Source organism: Streptodolium elevatio (assembly GCF_040649515.1).
GTDB lineage: Bacteria > Actinomycetota > Actinomycetes > Streptomycetales > Streptomycetaceae > Yinghuangia > Yinghuangia elevatio.
Map to the genome: position 1 here is coordinate 69,202 of NZ_JBEZFP010000008.1, position 19,231 is coordinate 88,432.

Sequence of the window (19,231 nt, forward strand, 5' to 3'; positions counted from 1 at the left end):
CGCCCGGAGCCGGGGGCTTCGGGCGGATCCGCGGACCTCGACGGCCGAGTGCTACAGGTACATCCCGTCACCGATGGGCGGACGCGTCGCCTCGACGGGGGCGGCGCCGTTCTTGAGGGCGTACAACTCCGCGAGCGTGGACGCCGAGCCGACGCCGTTCGACGTGCCCAGCCACGCCGTGGCCTCCTGGAAGTCCAGCGGGCCCACCTCGATCTGCGCGAGGCACCGGCCCGGGCGTACGACCGCCGGGTGCAGCTGGCCGAGCGACTCGTTGGTGGTGATCGCCACGAGCACGTTGCGGCCCTGGCCCAGCAGCCCGTCGGTCAGGTTCAGCAGACGCGACAGCGCCTGCCCGGTGGAGCGCTTGGCCTCGCCGCGGATCAGCTCGTCGCAGTCCTCCAGGACGAGCAGCCGCCACCGGGTGTGCTCGGAATCGTCCTCCTCGCCGGTGCGGCCGATCGCGACGTCCATCAGATAGCCGGTGTCGCCGAACAACGCCTCGGGGTCGAGCACGCAGTCCATCCGGCACCAGTCGCGCCATTCGCGCGCGAGCGAGCGCAGCACCGTCGTCTTGCCGGTCCCGGGCGGCCCGTGCAGCAGGATCAGGCGACCCGCGACGTCCTCGCGGCCCACCGCCATCAGCTTGTCGAACGCCGAGGCGGTCGCGCCCGTGTAGTTGCGGCGGATCTGCGTCCACGGCGCCGCGGTGATCGAACGGGTCGTGCGGTACGGGCCGCGCCGTGCCGAGTGGTACCAGAACCCCATCGCCACCGACTCGTCCTGCGGCAGGGGTTCGGCCTTCGCGTTCTTGACCGCCTTCTTCATCACCGCGCGGCCGGTCTTGGGGTTGTCCGCGGTGACGGTCACCTCGCCGCCGCCGCTGCGCCACACCACCGCGCGCAGGGTCCAGCCCTCGCCCGCGGCGAGGGTCGACTGCCGGTCGTCCTCCTCCACGGTGCGCAGCACCTTCGCACCGCGCGGCACCAGCTTGGCGCCCGGTCGGATGCGGTCGAGCCGGGTGGTGCTCGCCCACGGCTGGCGGCCCGAGACGAACTCGGCCAGCGTGAGGGCGTCAATCACGTCGTACGGGGTGTCCGAATCGTCGAGTCCGAGGGAGTAGGGCAGGGTCTGGGAGGGGTCGAGGGACGGCGACACGTCGCCGCCGCCGGTCTCGGCGGCCTCCACCCCGTGGATCCGGGCCGGTATCTGACGGGGCATGGACATGCCTCGATCATCCGTGCCGCCGGGGCGTGCGTACAGCGGTTTTGCCCAACCCGGACGCCTTACGGCCGTCCGGGCACCCGGGGTCGCTCACCGGTCAGGACAGTTGACGCTGTGTCAGCGGGGTTCGTACGCCGCGTCGAGCGCGATCACCACGGCGGCGAGGGCCTCGTCGTGGCCGAGGCCGAGCCGTGCCGCCCGGCGCGCGTACTCGCCCGCCGCCGCGGCCGCCTCCCGGCGCGCGGTGTCGCCGACCGCCGCGACGAACGTGCCGTTGCGGCCCCTGGTCTCGACGACGGAGTCGGCCTCCAGTTCGCGGTAGGAACGGGCGACGGTGTTGACCGCGAGGCCCAGTTCGGCCGCGAGGGCGCGTACGGTCGGCAGCTTCGTGCCGACCGGCAGCAGCCCGGTGCGGGCCTGCTCGGCGATCTGCTCGCGCACCTGCTCGAACGGCGGCACCTGCGAATCCGGGTCCAGCGTGATCTCCATGGCGGCAAGTCTCGCGCACCACACGGCCGCGGACCGCTCGCGCGGGTGACGGTGTGGCGCGTTGATCCCGTGTCCCATGCCTGCATGAATCGTTGCCCGGACAGCAGGACACGGCAGATTGGGATTGGGGCTGATCACGCGATGGGCACCGCGGTCGACCACCAGGAGCACCGGCACCACAACCACGCGCACGGCGAGGGATGCGGCCACGTCGCGGTACCGCACGGCGACCACATCGACTACGTGCACGACGGGCACATCCATCGCGTACACGACGGGCACATCGACGAGTGCTCGCCGAGCGGGCACCACGTGCACGAAGGGCACCACCACGACCACGGCGACGGCTGCGGGCACGTCGCGGTGCCGCACGACGACCACGTCGACTACATCCACGACGGTCACCGCCACGCACGGCACGACGGGCACTGGGACGACCACTGACCCAGGCGCCGGCCGGCCTTCGCGGTCGCGGCAAGTCCGTTCACCCGCCCGCGTAATCCGTTCGCCGAGAGGCGAATCCGTACACATCGTGACGTCGACCGGGGAAGTCTCGGTACATGGACATTCTGGTGATCGGCGGATCGGTGTTCGTCGGACGGACCGTCGTCGAAGCGGCGCTGGCGCGGGGACACGCGGTCACGACCTTCAATCGGGGGCGCACCGGCACGGACGTGCCGGGCGCCGCGACCGTGCGCGGCGACCGCGAGGACAAGGCGGACCTGGCGCGGCTGGCGTCCTTGGGGCGCTGGGACGCGGTCGTCGACGTCTGCGGATTCACCCCGCGTGTCGTCGGCGACGCGGTGCGGGCGCTGAACGGCCGTGCGGAGACCTACGCGTTCGTCTCGAGTATCTCGGCGTACGGGGACTGGCCGGCGAAGCGCGTCGACGAGCAGTCGCCGCGCCTGGCGTGCGCGCCCGACGCCGACGAGGGGGACGGCGACTACGGGATACTCAAGGCGGGCTGCGAGCGCGCGGTCGAGAGCGGCTTCGACGGGCGCGCGCTGGTCGTGCAGCCGGGCCTGATCCTCGGCCCGTACGAGAACGTCGGCCGACTGCCGTGGTGGCTGCGCCGCATCGCCGCCGGCGGCCGGGTGCTGGCCCCCGGCGATCCGGACCGCTCGATGCAGGTCATCGACGTACGCGACCTCGCCGCGTTCATCCTCGACCAGATCGAGGCCCGCGCCGAGGGGCGCTACCTCGTGAGCGGTTCGCCGGCCAACACGACGATGGGCGCATGGCTCGGCGACTGCGTCGCGGCGACCGGTTCGCACGCGGAACTGGTCTGGGTCGACGACGACTTCCTGCTCGAACGCGACGTCGCCCCGTGGACCGAACTCCCGCTGTGGACCCCGCCGACCGACGAGTTGGCGGGCGTCTGGCTCCCCGACCCCGCGAAGGCCGCCGCCGCGGGCCTCAAAACCCGCCCGGTCCGGGAAACCGTCGCCGACACCTGGGCTTGGCTCACGTCCGAGGGTGCGCCGGAAACCCTCCCCAAGTACCGCTCCCACACCGGTTCCCAAGGCATCACCCCGCAAAAGGAACAGGCACTGTTGAAGGAGTGGACCACCCGCTGACCCCGCGCCTGCGTGCAACTGCAGTGGCAGCGCGGCAGCGGCAGCGTGCGACAACAGCGGTCGGGGAAGCCGACGGCCGCACCTGCGTCGCCCGCACCCCTGTCCATCCCGTCACGCACTGACCCGGAGACCTGCGTGCGCTCCGCCCCTGGCGCAACTCGGCCATGCGGCGACGCGCGGGTGCGCGCACTTCGTCCTACGCGCTCACCCACCGTCCATTCGCGCGCCTAAGCTCATCGGCTCACGTGTCGGCCCGCTGCCGCAGGCCCGACGCCCGAAGCCGCCAACCGACCCGGCCGTCCACGATCGGCCAACTCACCCCCGACCGACTCGCCCGCGGACCGGTGTCGACATCCGGCCGGTGCGACGGTCCTTTGGTTGCCCGAGTGGCGCGGTGACCGGCCAACGCGTCGACCCGGTGCGTGATTCTTCCTCACTCCCTTGCGCGCCGACCGCCGGCCCCGGCCGAGGGCCTTTTCTCACCTCGCGGTCTTCGGACGCGGTGGCGGCCGGGGGTTTGTGGGGGTTTCGGCGTCCGTAGGGTGGGGCCGTGCGTCCGATACGTGGGTTGGCGGGGCTGCCGGAGCGTTTTCCGGGGCGGGTGTTCGGGCTGCCCGCGGTCGATGTCGCGTTGGCGCTCGCGATGCTGCCGGTGCAGGTCATCGGGGTTTTCATCGTCTCGGTGCCGGTCTATGTGCTCGACACCGGCGGCGGGGAGCCGAGCCGTCTCGAGGGCAAGGATGTCGACTGGCTGGCGTGGGTGCTGCTGGTGGCCGCGTCGTTGCTGCTGGTGGCGCGGTCCCGGTGGCCGCGCTGGACGCTCGTCGCGGAGAGCGGCGTGCTTGCCGCGTTCATGATGCGCGGCTATCCCGTCGGGCCCATCGTGCTGCCGGTGATGTTGTGCCTGTACGCCACGGCGGCCGCCGGGCGGCGGCGCAGGACCGCGGTCGCCGCGCTGATGTTCATCGTCGCCATGTGCAGCCTCTGGGTGCCGAGAATGGCCCGCACGCTGGACAGTGCCGCGACGTTCATGGGCTCGGTGACGCTCTTCTACGCCGTGGTCCTCGCGACGTTCGGCGGGCCGGTGCTCGTCGGCGAGGTCGTCCGGGTGCGCCGGGAGGCGGCGGAGGCCCGTCTCGCGCAGGCGGTCCGCGACGCGGAGAAGCGCGTCGCCGAGGAGCGGCTGCGGATCGCACGCGAGCTGCACGACGTGGTCGCGCACAGCATGGCCGGCATCGCGGTGCAGTCGGCCGCGACGCTGCGGTTGTTGGGCGATCCCGACCCGGAGGTACGCGACTCGTTGATCGCCATCCGAACCGCCAGCCGCGAGGCGTTGCGCGAACTCCGTTCCACGGTCGGCATGTTGCGCGAGACCGGACTGCCGGACAACGACGGCCTGGAGCGCCTGGGCACGCTGCTGGAGGCGGTGCGCAACGCCGGTGTGCCGGTCGAGTTGGAGCGCTCCGGGGCGGCGGTGGCGCTGCCCGCGGAGACGGGGCACGCGGCGTACCGCATCGTGCAGGAGTCGCTCACGAACGTGCTGCGGCACGCCGGACACGGCGCGTCCGCCCGGGTGCGGGTGGCGTACGGTGACAGCGAACTGGTCCTGGAAGTCGTCGACGACGGCCGCGGTCTGACCGAGGGTCAGGGCAGCGGGCACGGGCTTCCCGGGATGCGCGAGCGCGCCGAGTCGGTCGGCGGCACGCTCGTCGCCGGGGCGGTCACCTCGGGGGAGGGCGGACCGTGCGGCGGGTTCCGGGTCGCGGCGCGCCTGCCGCTGGCCGTGCGACGAGGGGAGGCGGGATGATCCGGATCGGGCTGGCCGACGACCAGGCGCTGGTGCGCACGGGTTTCCGCGCGCTCCTCGGCACCGAGCCGGACTTCGAGGTCGTCGGCGAGGCGGCCGACGGCGGTGCGGCGGTGGCACTGGCCCGCGAACAGCGGCCCGACGTCATGCTCATGGACATCCGGATGCCGGACGTCGACGGCCTGACCGCGACGCGGCGCATCGCCGGGGATCCGGAGTTGGCCGGTGTACGGGTGGTGATCCTGACGACGTACGCCGAGGACGCCAACGTGTACGCCGCGTTGCGCGCGGGGGCGAGCGGGTTCCTGGTCAAGGACGCCGAGGCCGAGGAACTGGTGCAGGCCATCCGGGTCGTCGCGCGCGGCGACGCGCTGTTGTCGCCGGGCATCACACGGCAGGTCATCGACATGTTCACGCGCTCGCTGATCCGCACTCCGCGGGACGCCGCCGCGGGGGAGACCCTGCTCGACGCGCTGACCGAGCGTGAACGCGAGGTGCTGTGCGAGGTCGCGGCCGGGCTCACGAACGACGAGATCGCCCTGCGGCTGGCGATGAGCCCCAACACCGTCAAGACCCACATCAGCCGCGTGCTCGCGAAGCTCGGCCTGCGCGATCGGGCGCAATTGGTGGTGGCGGCCTACGAGTCGGGCCTCGTGCGGCCGAAGCGCATAGTCCCGGAGGGGTAGTCCCCCGGGGGTAGCGCAGGTGCCGGCTACAGCGCGCGGGGCAGCCCACGACCGTTCCGCCGGGCGACGCGACGCGCGCGTGCGGGCGCGATGATCGCCGTACGCGATCGCACCGATCGGGCGATCCTCCGCCGCAAGAAGGGTACGCCCGCCATGCGCCTGGACGACGTTCTCCCCGAATGGCACTTCCGCGAACGCCACACCATCGAGATCGACGCCTACGCGGACACGGTCTTCCGGGCCATCGAGGAGCTGACGTGGCGTGAGGTCCCGGTCTTCCGAAGGCTGATGGCGCTGCGCTTCGTCGGCCGCGACGCGACGGCGGATCCGCGCATCCTGTCGTCGATGACGAAGGACGGCTTCACCGTCCTGGACCGCTCGGACAACGAGCTGGTGATCGGCTTCTTGTCGACGCGGACGGGACGGCGCGTGCCGATCGCGGGCGAACTGCCGGCCGACGCGATGCGGGCGTTCGACGAGCCGGGCCACCTCAAGATCGTCTTCAACTTCCTGCGGCGCGGGTCGACGGTCACGACGGAGACGCGCGTGTGGGCGACCGACGAGCGTTCGAGGCGGGTCTTCCGGGCGTACTGGGCGGTGATCCGGCCGCCGAGCGGGCTGATCCGGCGGGTTTGGCTCCGGGCGATCCGCGAACGGGCGGAGAACGAACCGGTGTTCCTGTGACCGGCGGACCGCGGTGACCGAGCGGACGCCCGCCCCGGCGGCCGCGCGGGGCGCGGTGCCGGGGCGGGCGGTCTCTGCTCTGGCCGGGGGCGGGATCGCCGCCGTGCTGGTCGGCCGCACCTGGCCGGGGGCCTTCGGGCGGGTGCCGGACGGGCGGGTTCCCGCGGCCTTGGACTCGGTGTCGCCGGTGCTGCTGGTGGTGGGCACGGTCGCGTTGATGCTGGCGACCGTCTGGGGAGGCCGCGTCCTCGGAGCGGCGGCCGGTGCCCGGGCGGCGGTCCGAACCGGGGGACCGGCGGGTGTCAGGAGACGGCGTACACCTTCTCGACGAACTCGGCGATCTGATGGTCGGTGACGTTCCGGGCGAGGTCGGCTTCGCTGATCATGCCGATGAGCCGGTGGCCGTTCTGCGTGTCGATCACCGGCAGGCGCCGGATCTGGTGCGTCTCCATCATGTCCAGCACGTCGTCGAGCGTGGTGTCGGCGTCGCACCAGTGCAGGTTCCCGGCGAGTTCGCCGGCCCGGACGGTGGCGGGGTCGCGTCCCTCGGCACAACAGTGCAGCACGATGTCGCGGTCGGTCACCATGCCCTTGAGCCGGTCGTCGGTGCCGCAGATCGGTACGCAGCCGACGTCCATGTCCTTCATCATCTTCGCGGCTTCCATGAGCGACGCGTCCTCGGGGACGCACTTGGCGCCGGAGTGCATCACGTCACGGGCCTTCATCATGGTCGTGTCCATGGCAGGGCCTGTCCTTTCGTCAAACGGTCGGACGCTTCGATCACAACAGACCCCCGGAAGCCCCGCCACTTGGCGCCGGTGCGGCGGTGAGCACTGAGGACCGGATGTGATCAGGTCTGTCCGCTGACGCGCGCTTAGGCTAGCCTCACCTTCGTTCACGATGCCCGGAGCCGGGCGTATTCCGGAGGATGCGGTGACGGGCGGGCGGGGTGGCGATGGGTGACGCGCTGACAGGGCGCACGGTGCTGCGGCAGACGGTACGCGGGCAGTCGCGACGGGTGGCCCTGGCCTCCGTCCTCGGTGCCGGGCACCAGGCGGGCGAGGCTGCGGTGCCGGTCCTCATCGGTGTCGTCATCGACCGCGCGGTGGCCCACGACGACGCGGGCGCGTTCGCGGTGTGGATCGCGGTGCTCGCCGTCGTGTACCTCGTCTTGTCGTTCGGCTTCCGCTTCGGCGCACGCGCCGGGGAGCAGGCGGCCGAGATCGCCGCCCACGACCTGCGGCTGCGCATCGTCGACCGGGTCCTCGACCCCGTCGGCGGCGCCGACCGCGGACGGCTGCCCGGCGCTCTCGTCAACGTCGCGACCGAGGACGCCAAGCGCGTCGGCGGCGTCAACATGGGCGTGGTGCTCGGCATCGGCGGCCTCACCGGTCTCGCGGTGGGCGCGGTCGCGCTGCTGCGCATCTCGCTGCCGCTGGGACTGATGGTGCTGCTCGGCGCGCCGCCGCTGCTGTGGCTCGGGCACATGGTGGGCAAGCCGTTGGAGCGCCGGAGTTCGGCGGAGCAGGAGCGGGCCGCGCACGCTTCGGGGGTCGCGGCGGACCTGGTCGCGGGACTGCGGGTGCTCAAGGGCATCGGCGGCGAGTCCGCCGCGGTCGCGCGCTACCGGACCACGAGCCGCGACTCGTTGACCGCGACGCTTCGGGCCGCCCGGGCGCAGGCGTGGCAGGGCGGCGTCGTTCTCGCGCTGGCGGGGGTGTTCATCGCTTTGGTGGCGCTGGTCGGCGGGCGGCTGGCCGCCGACGGCCGCATCAGCCTGGGCGAACTCGTCGCCGCGGTGGGCCTCGCACAGTTCCTGCTCGGCCCGCTGTCGATGTTCTCCTACATCAACGCCGAGTTCGCCCAGGCACGGGCGTCGGCGGCGCGCATCGCCGAGGTGCTGGGCGCGCCGCCTTCGGTGCCGCCCGGCGACGTACGGCCGACCGAGCCGGCGGGCGGACGCCTCGTCGTACGGGACCTCGCGCACGGTCCGCTGCACGCCGTCGGGTTCGAGGCCGCGCCCGGCGAGTTCGTCGCGGTCGTCGCGGTCGATCCCGCGGAGGCCGCGGCGCTGCTGCGCTGCCTGGCCCGCGACGCCGACCCGGACGCCGGCACGGTCGAACTGGACGGCGTGGCGCTGCCGCTGCTGGCGCCCGACGGACTGCGGTCCGCCGTCCTGGTGGCGGCGCACGACGCCGAGCTGTTCGAGGGCTCGCTCGAATGGAACGTCGCCGCGGTGGGCGCGGACGGCGTCGGCGTCGAGCGCGCACTTGCCGCCTCCGGTGCCGACGACGTCGCCGACGCCCTGCCGAAGGGCACCGCGACGGTCCTTGCCGAAGGCGGCAGTTCGTTGTCCGGCGGGCAGCGCCAACGCGTCGCCCTGGCCCGTGCGCTGGCGGCCGATCCGGCCGTGCTGGTGCTGCACGATCCGACGACGGCGGTGGACGCGGTGACCGAGGCGCGGATCGCCACCGGCGTACGGGACCTGCGGCGCTCCGCCACCACCATCGTGGTGACCACGAGCCCGGCGCTGCTCGCGGTCGCGGACCGCGTCGTGTTCCTCGCCGAGGGACGCGTCGTCGACACGGCACCGCACGCCGACCTGGTACTGCGGCACGAGGACTACCGGACGGCGGTGCTGGCGTGACGACCGGCGTGGGACAGGAACGCGCGCACGACCCGGGCAACGAGCCCGGCCCGGACACGCCGGGAGACGTCCTCGACACCCGAATATCAGGGCCTCGGCAGTCCGGCGAACAGTCGGACTCCGAACGCGAGTTGCTGCCCACCGCGGCCCCCGCGCGCACCCGGGCGGTGATCGGCGGGCTCGTACGCCCGCACCGCGTGCTCGCGTGGTCCGCCCTGGTGGTCATGGTCGCGGCCACCGTCATCGAGCTGATGACGGCTCCGCTGCTCGGGCACATCGTCGACCTCGTCGCGGACGGGAAGTCCGCCGATGCCCTGACCTGGCCGGTCGTGGGGCTGGTGCTGGTCGCGGTCGCCCAGGGGGCGGCGGTGGCGTACGGCTTCTCGCTGGTCGCGCGCCTCGGCGAGACGGTGCTTGCGACCCTGCGTGAGCGCGTCGTCGAACGGGCACTCGGGCTGCCGTTGGAGCAGGTGGAGAAGGCCGGTTCCGGGGACCTGACGTCACGGGTCACGGCCGATGTGTCGCTGGTCGCCGAGGCCGTGCGGCGTGCGCTGCCCGTGCTGGTGCGGTCGGTCCTGACGATCGTGCTGACGCTGGGTGCGCTGGCCCTTCTCGACTGGCGCTTCCTGCTGGCCGCGCTGCTCGCGGTCCCGGTGCAACTGCACACCGCCCGCTGGTACGTCGGCCGCGCCGTCCCGCTGTACGCCGCGGGCCGGGTCGCCGCGGGCGCCCGGCAGCAGCAGTTGCTGGACAGCATCGGGGGAGCCGCCACCGTACGTGCGTTCCGCCTCGGCACCGAGCACCGCGCCCGTGCGGAGCGGCGCTCGGCGGAGGCGATGGACCTCACGCTGCGCGGCGTACGCCTGGTGCTGCGCTTCTACTGCCGCCTGCACATCGCCGAATTCGTGGGCCTCACCGCCGTGTTGGGGGCGGGATTCCTGCTGGTGCGGGACGGGTCGGCGTCCATCGGCACGGCCACCGCCGCGGCCCTGTACTTCCACGCGCTGTTCGGACCGATGAACAACGCGCTCGTGCTCCTCGACGACGCGCAGTCGGCGATGGCCGGACTGTCCCGGCTCGTCGGCGTGGCCGACCAGCCGGCGCCCGACGAGGGGCACCGCGCCGAGGCGTCCGGTGCGTCGGTGGAGGTGCGCGGGCTGCGGCACGCGTACGGCGCGGGCGGGCCCGAGGTGCTGGCCGGCGTGGACCTGGTCCTGGCGCCCGGCGAGCACGTCGCGGTCGTGGGCGCGAGCGGCGCCGGGAAGACGACGCTGGCGAAGCTGATCGCGGGCGTGCACGTGCCGTCCGGCGGGACGGTGTCGGTGGGCGGCGCCGCGCTGGCCGACCTGGGGCCGGAACTGACGCGGCGTACCGTCGCGCTGGTCACGCAGGAGGTCCACGTCTTCTCCGGGCCGCTCGCCGACGACCTGCGGCTGGCCCGGCCCGAGGCGGCCGACGGCGAACTCCGGGCGGCGCTGGAGCGGGTGGGTGCGCTGTCGTGGGCCGAGGCGTTGCCGGACGGCCTGGACACGGTCGTGGGAACCGGGGGCCACGCTCTGACGGGTGCTCAGGCGCAGCAACTGGCGCTCGCCCGACTCGTCCTCGCCGATCCGCCGGTCGCCATCCTCGACGAGGCGACGGCGGAGGCGGGCAGCAGCGGCGCGCGGGCCCTGGAAGCGGCGGCTTCGCGCGCGCTGGAGGGGCGTACCGCCCTGGTCGTGGCGCACCGGCTGACGCAGGCGGCATCCGCCGACCGCATCGTGGTCCTGGACGCGGGCCGTGTGGTCGAGGTCGGCACACACGACGAACTACGGGCCGCCGACGGCCAGTACGCCGCCCTCTGGCAGGCCTGGTCCGGTACCCGCAAGGCGACCGGCTAGCCGCACAAAGCGCCGTCGAAGGTGGCGCGGTCGACGAGGTTTTCGGCCTGCGTTGCCAGGTGACGACCCACCTGGTCAGCCGTGCGCCGCCGGTGATCCCGATCGACCGTCACCACGCGTCGTGACGGTTTCCGACCGTGAATGCGCTCAGCCCATGACCCCTGGGTCGTGTCTTCGAATTCCCGCCGGGCCCTCTCGAACCGTGGCACGTTGCGGGCGTGCGCCGGGCCCGGCGGCCCTCCTTCGCACTCCCGGGTCGCCGGGCTACGGACTTTGCCGCAAGGCCCGGCGTGCAAGCACCACTGCCCGCGGGCTTTCGGCGGGAATGTGAAGACACTCCGTAGCCGACGCGGAAACTCCCCGGCCCTCGGGCCCTCTACCGTCCCCCCGCCATCAACTGTCCTGAGGCACACCAATTACCCCCATAGGAACGGCCGTTGCAGGTGTGCTGTCGGACAAGCTCCGCGACCGTTCGGGTGTGCCCGCAGGTGGCTCGTGTGGTTGGGCGGGTCGGTGACATATGTGGTGATGGGCCCGCCGGGTGGTGCTCCGGCGGGCCCATCGTCGTTGCGGTGTGCGGTATGTCGCGCGGTTGGCGGTCGTTGTGGCGTCGGCCTCAGTCGGTGCCGGACTCCATTGCGGCGCGGTCGAGCAGCGCCTCTTCGTCCGAGACCTCGCCGCGGGACGCGATCGCCTGGGCGTCCCCCTTGTCCATGGCGCCGATCAGGCCGGTCGAGGCGGCCTGTGCCGCGCCGATCGGCGTCGGGTGGTCGGTGCCGACCAGGCCCAGGCCCGCGTACTGCTCGAGCCGCGCGCGGGAGTCGGCGATGTCCAGGTTCCGCATGGTGAGCTGGCCGATACGGTCCACCGGGCCGAACGCCGAATCCTCGGTCCGCTCCATGGAGAGTTTGTCCGGGTGGTAGCTGAGCGCGGGGCCCCGGGTGTCGAGCACCGAGTAGTCCTCGCCGCGCCGCAGCCGGACGGTCACCTCGCCGGTGATCGCCGTGCCGACCCACCGCTGCAGGGACTCCCGCACCATGAGCGCCTGCGGGTCCAGCCACCGGCCCTCGTACAGCAGGCGGCCCAGCCGGCGGCCCTCGTTGTGGTACGCGGCGACCGTGTCCTCGTTGTGGGTCGCGTTGAGCAGGCGCTCGTAGACGATGTGCAGCAGCGCCATGCCCGGCGCCTCGTAGATGCCGCGGCTCTTGGCCTCGATCACCCGGTTCTCGATCTGGTCGGACATGCCGAGGCCGTGCCGGCCGCCGATCGCGTTGGCCTCCATGACTAGGTCGACCGCGGAGGCGAACTCCTTGCCGTTGATGCTGACCGGACGGCCTTGGACGAAGCCGACGGTCACGTCCTCCGCGGCGATCGATACCGACGGGTCCCAGAACCGCACGCCCATGATCGGCTCGACCGTCTCGATGCCGGTGTCGAGGTGCTCGAGGATCTTCGCCTCGTGCGTGGCACCCCAGATGTTGGCGTCGGTCGAGTAGGCCTTCTCGGTGGAGTCCCGGTAGGGCAGCCCGTGCTCGAGCAGCCACTCGGACATCTCCTTGCGGCCGCCGAGCTCCGTCACGAAGTCCGCGTCCAGCCAAGGCTTGTAGATGCGCAGGTGCGGGTTGGCGAGCAGCCCGTAGCGGTAGAACCGCTCGATGTCGTTGCCCTTGAAGGTGGAGCCGTCGCCCCAGATCTGCACCCGGTCCTCGAGCATCGCCCGCACCAGCAGCGTGCCGGTCACGGCACGGCCCAGCGGAGTGGTGTTGAAGTAGGGACGCCCGCCGGACCTGATGTGGAACGCGCCGCACGCGAGCGCGGCGAGGCCCTCCTCGACCAGCGCGGCACGGCAGTCGACGAGTCGCGCGATCTCGGCGCCGTAGGTGGAGGCGCGGCCGGGCACGGACGTGATGTCGGGCTCGTCGTACTGCCCGATGTCGGCGGTGTACGTGCAGGGGATGGCGCCCTTGGCGCGCATCCAGGCGACGGCGACCGAGGTGTCGAGCCCGCCCGAGAAGGCGATGCCTACGCGCTCTCCGGTGGGAAGGGAGGTGAGGACCTTGGACATGGCAAGACTATGCACCAGCCCGTATGAATATGCAAGGCCGCAGGTTGGGGCCGCGTATTCGGGTCGGGCCGCCTGATCGGGCGGCCCGATCAGGCGCGACGTCATTTGTACCCGAGAGGGTGAAAAGGCCGGGCGTGTCCGCGGCGTACGCGGTTGCCGGACGCACAGCTGCGCCGCGCTCGCGCAAGCGCCCGTCCGTACGTCCGCCAGAGGCGGATTGGGACGGTCAGTGCGGCGGTATTCGACGCTGTTTGCGAAACCGGTGAGAGTCCCGATGAGTTCGCCCGGTAGTGCGAACAAGCGGCGTGTTTTCCGGAAAGAGCAGAAGCGCCGGAGCGCTTGGTCGATGCCTTCCCCGAAGTCCCCCGAGCGCGGCGCTTACCGGGCCTTTACGCTCCGTAGATCTATGCTGACCAGGGAGAACCCTGGCCTTGTGTACCTGATGTGCCCCCGGCAGGAATCGAACCTGCGACCAAGCGCTTAGAAGGCGCCTGCTCTGTCCGCTGAGCTACGGGGGCTGGGGCGATTGAGGATCATGCACGGGATCCGGCCGCGGCACAACACAATAGAGCCGCTTGCCGTTGGTACTGCCCACGCCGCCGCGACCGTTACCTGATCAGACGCAGTTGGCGGCCAGAATGTGATCAGGCGGGTTCCGGTTCCTGGCAAAACGGACACGGTCGGTCGTGGGAGGTGCGACGGCCGGTTCCGGATGGACCGGCTCCGCCCGGTCATGGCCAACCACCTGCGAGGACGTACACAAATGAACGGCACCAGGCCGCTGCGCGCGGCGCTCATCGGGTACGGGCTGGGCGGCGCCGCGTTTCACGCGCCGTTCCTGGAGGCTCTGCCGGACTTCGAGTTGGCCGCCGTCGTCACCGGCAACCCGGAGCGGGCCTCGGCGGTGCGCGAGCGGTACGGCGACGGCGTCGAGATCGTCGCCGCGGCCACCGAGCTGTTCGACCGCTCCGACGAGTTCGACCTCGCCGTGGTGACGGTGCCGAACCGGTTCCACGCCCCCTTCGCGCGCGAGGCGCTGGAGGCCGGCCTCCACGTGGTGGTGGACAAGCCGTTCGCCGGAAGTGCCGCCGCGGGACGGGAGTTGGCCGCACTGGCCGAGGCGCGCGGGCGGACTCTGTGCGTGTTTCAGAACCGGCGTTGGGACGGTGACTTCCGTACGGTGCGCCGCTTGGTGGCCGACGGTGAACTCGGCGACGTCCTGCGCTTCGAATCACGATTTGAGCGGTGGCGGCCGCAGCCCGCGCTGGGCGGCTGGAAGGAGGACGCCGATCCGGCCGCGCTCGGCGGCATCCTGTTCGACCTCGGCAGCCACCTCGTCGACCAGGCCGTCGCGTTGTTCGGACGCCCCGAGCGTGTGTACGCCGAACTCGACCTGAGCCGTCCGGGCGTCGCCGTCGACGACGACTCCTTCGTGGCGCTGACTCACGCGGGCGGTGTGCGCTCGCATTTGTGGATGAGCGCAACCGCCGCCGACATCGGCCCGCGGTTTCGGGTGCTGGGCAGCAAGGCGGCGTACGTGAAGTACGGCATGGACGTCCAGGAGGCCGCCCTGCGCGCCGGCACCACGCCCGACGCGCCGGACTGGGGTGAGGAGCCGGCCGAGGCGTGGGGGAAGGTCGGCACGCCGGACGACGCCCGCCCGTTGCGCACGATGCCCGGCGCCTACCAGGACTTCTACCGGGGGGTCGCGGCGACGCTGCGCGAGGGTGCGCCCTCTCCGGTACCGCTGGCCGAGTCGATCGCCGTTCTGGAGGTCATCGAGGCCGCACGGCAGTCGTCGCGTGAGGGTGTGGTCGTGTCGCTGCCCCCCGCGTGACCCGCCACGCGCAGGACGCGCCGCGAGATGCTGCGTGGGCGTGAGCGTGGGCGTGGGCGTGGAGCGTGGGTGCGGTCAGGGCGGTTGTTGCGGCGGCCCGGGACAGGCGCGCGTGAGGCCGGTGGCATGCGTGCACAGCGCGTCACCGAAACGGCTGGGTGATTTTCCCCGATAACTGGGGATTGTGCAGTCGTGGTGATGACGTGGTGATGACGTGGTGAGCCGCGCGAGCGCAGGACTGTCCGCGGCGGCGGCCCGGCTGCGGGACGAGGCCGCCGACCTGCCTCTGCCGCTTGACCTGCCGGGTGCCGGTGAGGCCCGGCGTACGCGCACCGAACTGGTCTCCCAGCTCGACGACTACGTCCTGCCGCGCCTACGACACCCCGAGGCGCCGCTGCTCGCGGTCGTCGGGGGATCGACGGGGGCAGGCCGCTCGACCCTGGTGAACTCGCTGGTGGGTCGCGAGGTCAGTCCGGTGGGCGTCCTGCGCCCGACCACGCGCGTACCGGTCCTCGTGTGCCGCGCGGCCGACCGCCGCTGGTTCTCCGGCACGCGTGTGCTCCCCGGTCTGCGCCGCGCCGCCCGTCCGACACGGGCGGCCGGTGAGGGGCCGGCCCTGGTGCTCCGGGTCGACGACCGCGTGCCGCAGGGGCTGGCGGTCCTCGACATCCCCGACATCGACTCGGTCGACGGCGCCAACCGTGCGCTCGCGGTACGCCTGCTGGGTGCCGCGGACATCTGGCTGTTCGTCACGACGGCGGCGCGCTACGCGGACGCCGTGCCGTGGCGGTTGCTGCAGGTCGCGCGGGAGCGCACCGCCGAGATCGCGGTGGTGCTCAACCGGGTGCCGGATGGCGACCTCGGCGAGATCCGCCCGCACTTCGAGGCGCTGCTCGGCGGCGCGGGACTCGGCGGCGTACCGCTGTTCGCACTTCCGGAGACGACTCTCGTCGGCCGCATGCTGACGCGGGATCAGATCGCACCCGTCCGTGCCTGGCTGTACGACCGGGCGATGCATGCCGATACGCGCGAGACGGCCGTACGTCGGACACTCGGCGGCGTTCTGGGCAGCCTTCCCGACCGTGCCGATGCACTGGGCCGGGCCGCGGGGCGGCAGCACGAGGCGGCCGGTGCGCTCGCGGTGTGCGTGGACCGCGCGTACGCCGCCGCGCGCCGGTATGTCGACGGAGCGCTGCGCGGCGGCTCGGTCCTCACCGGCGACGTGCTCGCGCACTGGCGGGCCTGGGTGTCGGCGGGCCTGCCCGAATCCGGCGTGCCGGAACTGGAAGCGGCGCTGGTGGAAGGCGTCGAGAGCCTGTTCCGCGACGTCGCCGAGCGCGCCGCCGGGCTCACGTCGACGTGCTGGCGCGGCAGACCGGGCGGCCTCGCCCTGGTCGACGACCGGACCCCCGGCGGCGCGACGGGGTCGGGGGACGTTGGGGCTGCTGGGTCCGAGGCTGGGGCCGAGATCGACACGACGGCAGACCCGCGCGCGGCGGCGGCCCGTGCGGCGGCCGAGTGGCGCGCGGAGGCGGTGGCGCGAGTGGCCGCCGGCCTACCTGATGGGGCGTCAGGACGGGCGCGGGCAGGCGTACTTCTGATGACCGCGGCGCTCGGCTATGACGCGGACACGGACACGGGCGCCGGTGGCCACTCTGCCGGCGACACGACTGACTCCGACGCCTCAGGCGGGAGTGAGGCGGCCACGCAGGCGCGTGCGGCTCTTTCGGCAGCTCTCGCCGCCGAGATGGAGCCTTTGCGCGCGTCGGTGCGCGGTCGGGCCGCGCAGCTGCTCGACGCCCAGCGGGATGTGCACATGCGCACTGTCCGGGCACTGCGCACCGTGCCCGGCGACCGGCTGGGCGCGGCGACGGACGCGATGAGGAGGGCCGGATGAGCGGGGCGGCCGAACGCTTCGGCTCCGGGCCGTACGCCGGTCATGACTACGGGACCGCGGAGGAGCCTTCGCGCGTGCTCGCACGGCTGTCCGCACTCGACCGGATGACCGTCGCGGCGGAAGGCCGCATGGCCGCGGAACACCTCGCCGAAGTACGCGCGTTGCTCGACCGTGCGGACGCGCGGCTGCGTACCGCACCGCAACACGCCGTCGTCGCACTCGCGGGCGGCACCGGGTCCGGCAAGTCCTCGTTGTTCAACGCGCTGATCGGCCTCGATCTGTCGCGGACCGGGGCGCGCCGACCGACGACGGACACCGCGCTGGCCTGTGCGTGGGACCCCGAGAGCGCCCGGCCGCTGCTCGACTTGTTGGGCCTGCCGCACTCCCGACAGATTCCGCGACACGGCGCACTCGACGACACGGGCCCGCTGCAAGACCCGGTGTTGTCCCGCCTCGTCGTCGTCGACCTGCCCGACCACGACTCCGTGGAGACCGGGCACCGCGACGAGGTCGACCGGTTCGTCGCCGCGGCCGACCATCTGATCTGGGTGCTCGATCCGCAGAAGTACGCGGACGCCGCCGTCCACGAACGCTACTTGCGCGCGTTGGCCCGGCACGGCGACGTGATGACCGTCGTGCTGAACCAGGTCGACCGGCTGCCCGAAGGCGGCGCCGACGACTGCCTTGCCGACCTGCGGCGCCTACTGGCCGCCGACGGGCTGCCGGACGTACGGCTCGTCGCGACATCGGCGGTCACCGGCGAAGGGGTGCGCGAACTGCGCGACATCGTCACGGCCGTCGCCGCGGGCCGCCGCGCCGCAATCCTGCGTCTGGCGGCGGATCTCGACCACATCACCGAAGAGATCGACCCCGAGTTCACCGGCGTGGTGCCGGGCGCCGAACCCGTATCCGGACAGGTACGCGCGGAACTGCTCAAGGGCCTGGGCACGGCGGCGGGCCTCGGCGCGGTCGCGGCCGTGTCCGCCGCCTCGCCTGTCGCCGCGTCGGCGAGCACGGCGGGCCGGGCGGTCCGGACGGGCGCCGGTGGGCCTCGACGACGGGTGCCGGTGCAGACGCACCGGGTGGACTTGGCCGTACGCGGGGCCGCCGCCCAGCTGACGCGCGGTCTTCCGGAGCCGTGGGCGGCGCAGGTACGCCGTGCGCTCGGCCGCGGCGCGCAGCGTGTGCCGGCCGCGTTGGAGGCCGAACTGTCGACGGCGTCGGACGCGTCTGGACCACCTGGAGTGCCGGGACTGCCAGGTCTGACCGGCTTGCCCGCCAAGGTGCGTGTGGCCGCCGTGGTCCGCTGGGTGGGCGTGGCACTGGCGTGCCTCGGGATTGCCGGTATCGCCCTGGCCCTGGCCGGCGTAGAGCCGGTGGGCCCCTGGAACGGCTGGTACGCGGCGCTCCTGCCGCTGCTCGTCGGCATCGTGTCGGCGGTGTGCGCGACGTACGCCGAGCAGTCGTGGCGTATCGACACCGCGCGGGAGCGGCAGGCGGCGGCCGAACGGCAGCTCGCCGACCGGGTCGCCGACGTGGTGGACGAGTACCTCGTGGAACCCGCCAACGGGGAACTCGAGCGCTATCGCGAGGCGCACGCGCTGTTCGTCGCCGCTCGCGAGCCATTGCACGTCCGCTGACGCCGCGCAAGCCACTTGCGCGATCTGTGGACGAAGGGCCACCGTCCCGGGGGATGGCGCCGCACGATTCGAACGCCCGCTGCCGCCCCGCCGGGCGGATCCCTCGCCGATGCGTTCGACCGCGAGCCCCGCGACCGAAAGTTGTCCACAGATTCACGCCGGATGGCGATCCGGCACCCGGCGGTCGTGGATCGTTGAGGCACGGCAACGCGACGCCGACCCGACCCAGCCGACGAACCGCACCCACCGGAGGCCCCGTCGTGAACGACACCTTTGTCACGCTCATCGGCAACGTCGTCAGTGAGGTACGCACGTCGGTCACCGGCAACGGCGTCCCCATGGCCAGGTTCCGGCTCGGCGTTTCGCCGCGCAGGTTCGACCGCGAGGCGAACCAGTGGGTCAACCGCGAGTCCAGCTACTACACCGTGGTCGCGTGGCGGCGGCTGGCCGAGCACACCATGAGTTCGGTGGAGAAAGGGGATCCGCTGGTGGTCGCCGGCAGACTCTGCGTCCGCGAATGGCAGCGGGACGAGCGATGGCACACGAGCGTGGACGTCGAGGCGTATTCACTCGGCCACGATCTGGCACGGGGAACCTCGCAGTTCACGCGCGCCCCACGCCGGGAAAGCGACGCGGGTCACATCTCCGTGGCGCGCACCGAATCCGATTCGCCTCGGGCGCGTGCGGCGTAGGACACTCATGGGCGAGGCACGAATCGGCGCGGCCCAGGCGGGGGGCCTGAGCAGGCGTTCCGGGGGCGGGAATCGTCCGCCACCCGGGCAGCACGATGAATCAGCGGCC

15 protein-coding genes and 1 tRNA gene are annotated in these 19,231 nt (G+C 72.6%); 11 read left to right on the top strand and 5 right to left on the bottom strand.

Features of this window, described 5'->3' with window-relative positions:
* Positions 1–51 precede the first annotated feature (51 nt).
* Both AB0C36_RS05025 and AB0C36_RS05030 read right to left on the bottom strand, forming a co-directional pair.
* Positions 52–1,218: a DUF5925 domain-containing protein gene (locus AB0C36_RS05025; protein ID WP_358349453.1), complete on the bottom strand. Its 1,167-nt coding sequence runs from the start codon at positions 1,216–1,218 to the stop codon at positions 52–54.
* Positions 1,219–1,338: 120 nt separating this feature from the next.
* A complete protein-coding gene (locus AB0C36_RS05030; protein WP_358349361.1) occupies positions 1,339–1,710 on the bottom strand; it encodes a GntR family transcriptional regulator in 372 nt (123 codons plus the stop codon).
* Between the two features lie 141 nt (positions 1,711–1,851).
* Here AB0C36_RS05030 and AB0C36_RS05035 point away from each other — a divergent pair, with 141 nt between their 5' ends.
* The 5 genes from AB0C36_RS05035 (at position 1,852) to AB0C36_RS05055 (ending at position 6,464) form a co-directional block, all read left to right on the top strand.
* A complete protein-coding gene (locus AB0C36_RS05035; protein WP_358349363.1) occupies positions 1,852–2,154 on the top strand; it encodes a hypothetical protein in 303 nt (100 codons plus the stop codon).
* Between the two features lie 116 nt (positions 2,155–2,270).
* Entirely contained in the window at positions 2,271–3,287 is a 1,017-nt protein-coding gene (locus tag AB0C36_RS05040) for an NAD-dependent epimerase/dehydratase family protein (protein WP_358349366.1), read from the top strand.
* Between the two features lie 550 nt (positions 3,288–3,837).
* Positions 3,838–5,094: a sensor histidine kinase gene (locus AB0C36_RS05045; protein WP_358349368.1), complete on the top strand. Its 1,257-nt coding sequence runs from the start codon at positions 3,838–3,840 to the stop codon at positions 5,092–5,094.
* Positions 5,091–5,780, top strand: coding sequence for a response regulator (locus AB0C36_RS05050; protein WP_358349371.1), 690 nt, complete (start codon positions 5,091–5,093; stop codon positions 5,778–5,780). The genes AB0C36_RS05045 and AB0C36_RS05050 overlap by 4 nt, the downstream gene beginning before the upstream one ends.
* A 153-nt stretch (positions 5,781–5,933) precedes the next feature.
* On the top strand, positions 5,934–6,464 hold the full coding sequence (locus AB0C36_RS05055; protein WP_358349373.1) for a hypothetical protein: 531 nt from the start codon (positions 5,934–5,936) through the stop codon (positions 6,462–6,464).
* A 302-nt stretch (positions 6,465–6,766) separates the two neighbouring features.
* Here the strand turns inward: AB0C36_RS05055 and AB0C36_RS05060 are convergent, their stop codons facing one another.
* Positions 6,767–7,204 carry a CBS domain-containing protein gene (locus AB0C36_RS05060; RefSeq protein WP_358349375.1) on the bottom strand — a complete coding sequence of 146 codons (438 nt, stop codon included), beginning with the start codon at positions 7,202–7,204 and terminating at the stop codon, positions 6,767–6,769.
* 215 nt (positions 7,205–7,419) lie between these two features.
* On the opposite strand from AB0C36_RS05060, the gene AB0C36_RS05065 reads away from it, so the two are divergent.
* Both AB0C36_RS05065 and AB0C36_RS05070 read left to right on the top strand, forming a co-directional pair.
* Entirely contained in the window at positions 7,420–9,111 is a 1,692-nt protein-coding gene (locus AB0C36_RS05065; RefSeq protein WP_358349378.1) for an ABC transporter ATP-binding protein, read from the top strand.
* Between the two features lie 83 nt (positions 9,112–9,194).
* Positions 9,195–10,991, top strand: coding sequence for an ABC transporter ATP-binding protein (locus tag AB0C36_RS05070; protein ID WP_358349456.1), 1,797 nt, complete (start codon positions 9,195–9,197; stop codon positions 10,989–10,991).
* Between the two features lie 616 nt (positions 10,992–11,607).
* Here AB0C36_RS05070 and argG read toward each other — a convergent pair.
* Entirely contained in the window at positions 11,608–13,056 is a 1,449-nt protein-coding gene (gene argG / locus AB0C36_RS05075) for an argininosuccinate synthase (RefSeq protein ID WP_358349381.1), read from the bottom strand.
* Between the two features lie 445 nt (positions 13,057–13,501).
* Positions 13,502–13,574: transfer RNA gene (locus tag AB0C36_RS05080), tRNA-Arg, on the bottom strand.
* 245 nt (positions 13,575–13,819) lie between these two features.
* Here AB0C36_RS05080 and AB0C36_RS05085 point away from each other — a divergent pair.
* The 4 genes from AB0C36_RS05085 (at position 13,820) to AB0C36_RS05100 (ending at position 19,122) form a co-directional block, all read left to right on the top strand.
* Positions 13,820–14,893 (top strand): Gfo/Idh/MocA family protein, encoded by a 1,074-nt coding sequence (locus tag AB0C36_RS05085; RefSeq protein ID WP_358349384.1) that lies wholly within the window; start codon positions 13,820–13,822, stop codon positions 14,891–14,893.
* 217 nt (positions 14,894–15,110) lie between these two features.
* Complete coding sequence (locus AB0C36_RS05090) at positions 15,111–16,790, top strand: dynamin family protein (RefSeq protein WP_358349387.1); 1,680 nt, start codon at positions 15,111–15,113, stop codon at positions 16,788–16,790.
* Positions 16,787–18,430: a GTPase gene (locus AB0C36_RS05095; RefSeq protein ID WP_358349390.1), complete on the top strand. Its 1,644-nt coding sequence runs from the start codon at positions 16,787–16,789 to the stop codon at positions 18,428–18,430. Before AB0C36_RS05090 ends, AB0C36_RS05095 begins: the two co-directional genes overlap by 4 nt.
* A gap of 260 nt (positions 18,431–18,690) precedes the next feature.
* On the top strand, positions 18,691–19,122 hold the full coding sequence (locus AB0C36_RS05100; protein ID WP_358349392.1) for a single-stranded DNA-binding protein: 432 nt from the start codon (positions 18,691–18,693) through the stop codon (positions 19,120–19,122).
* Positions 19,123–19,231: the final 109 nt, after the last annotated feature.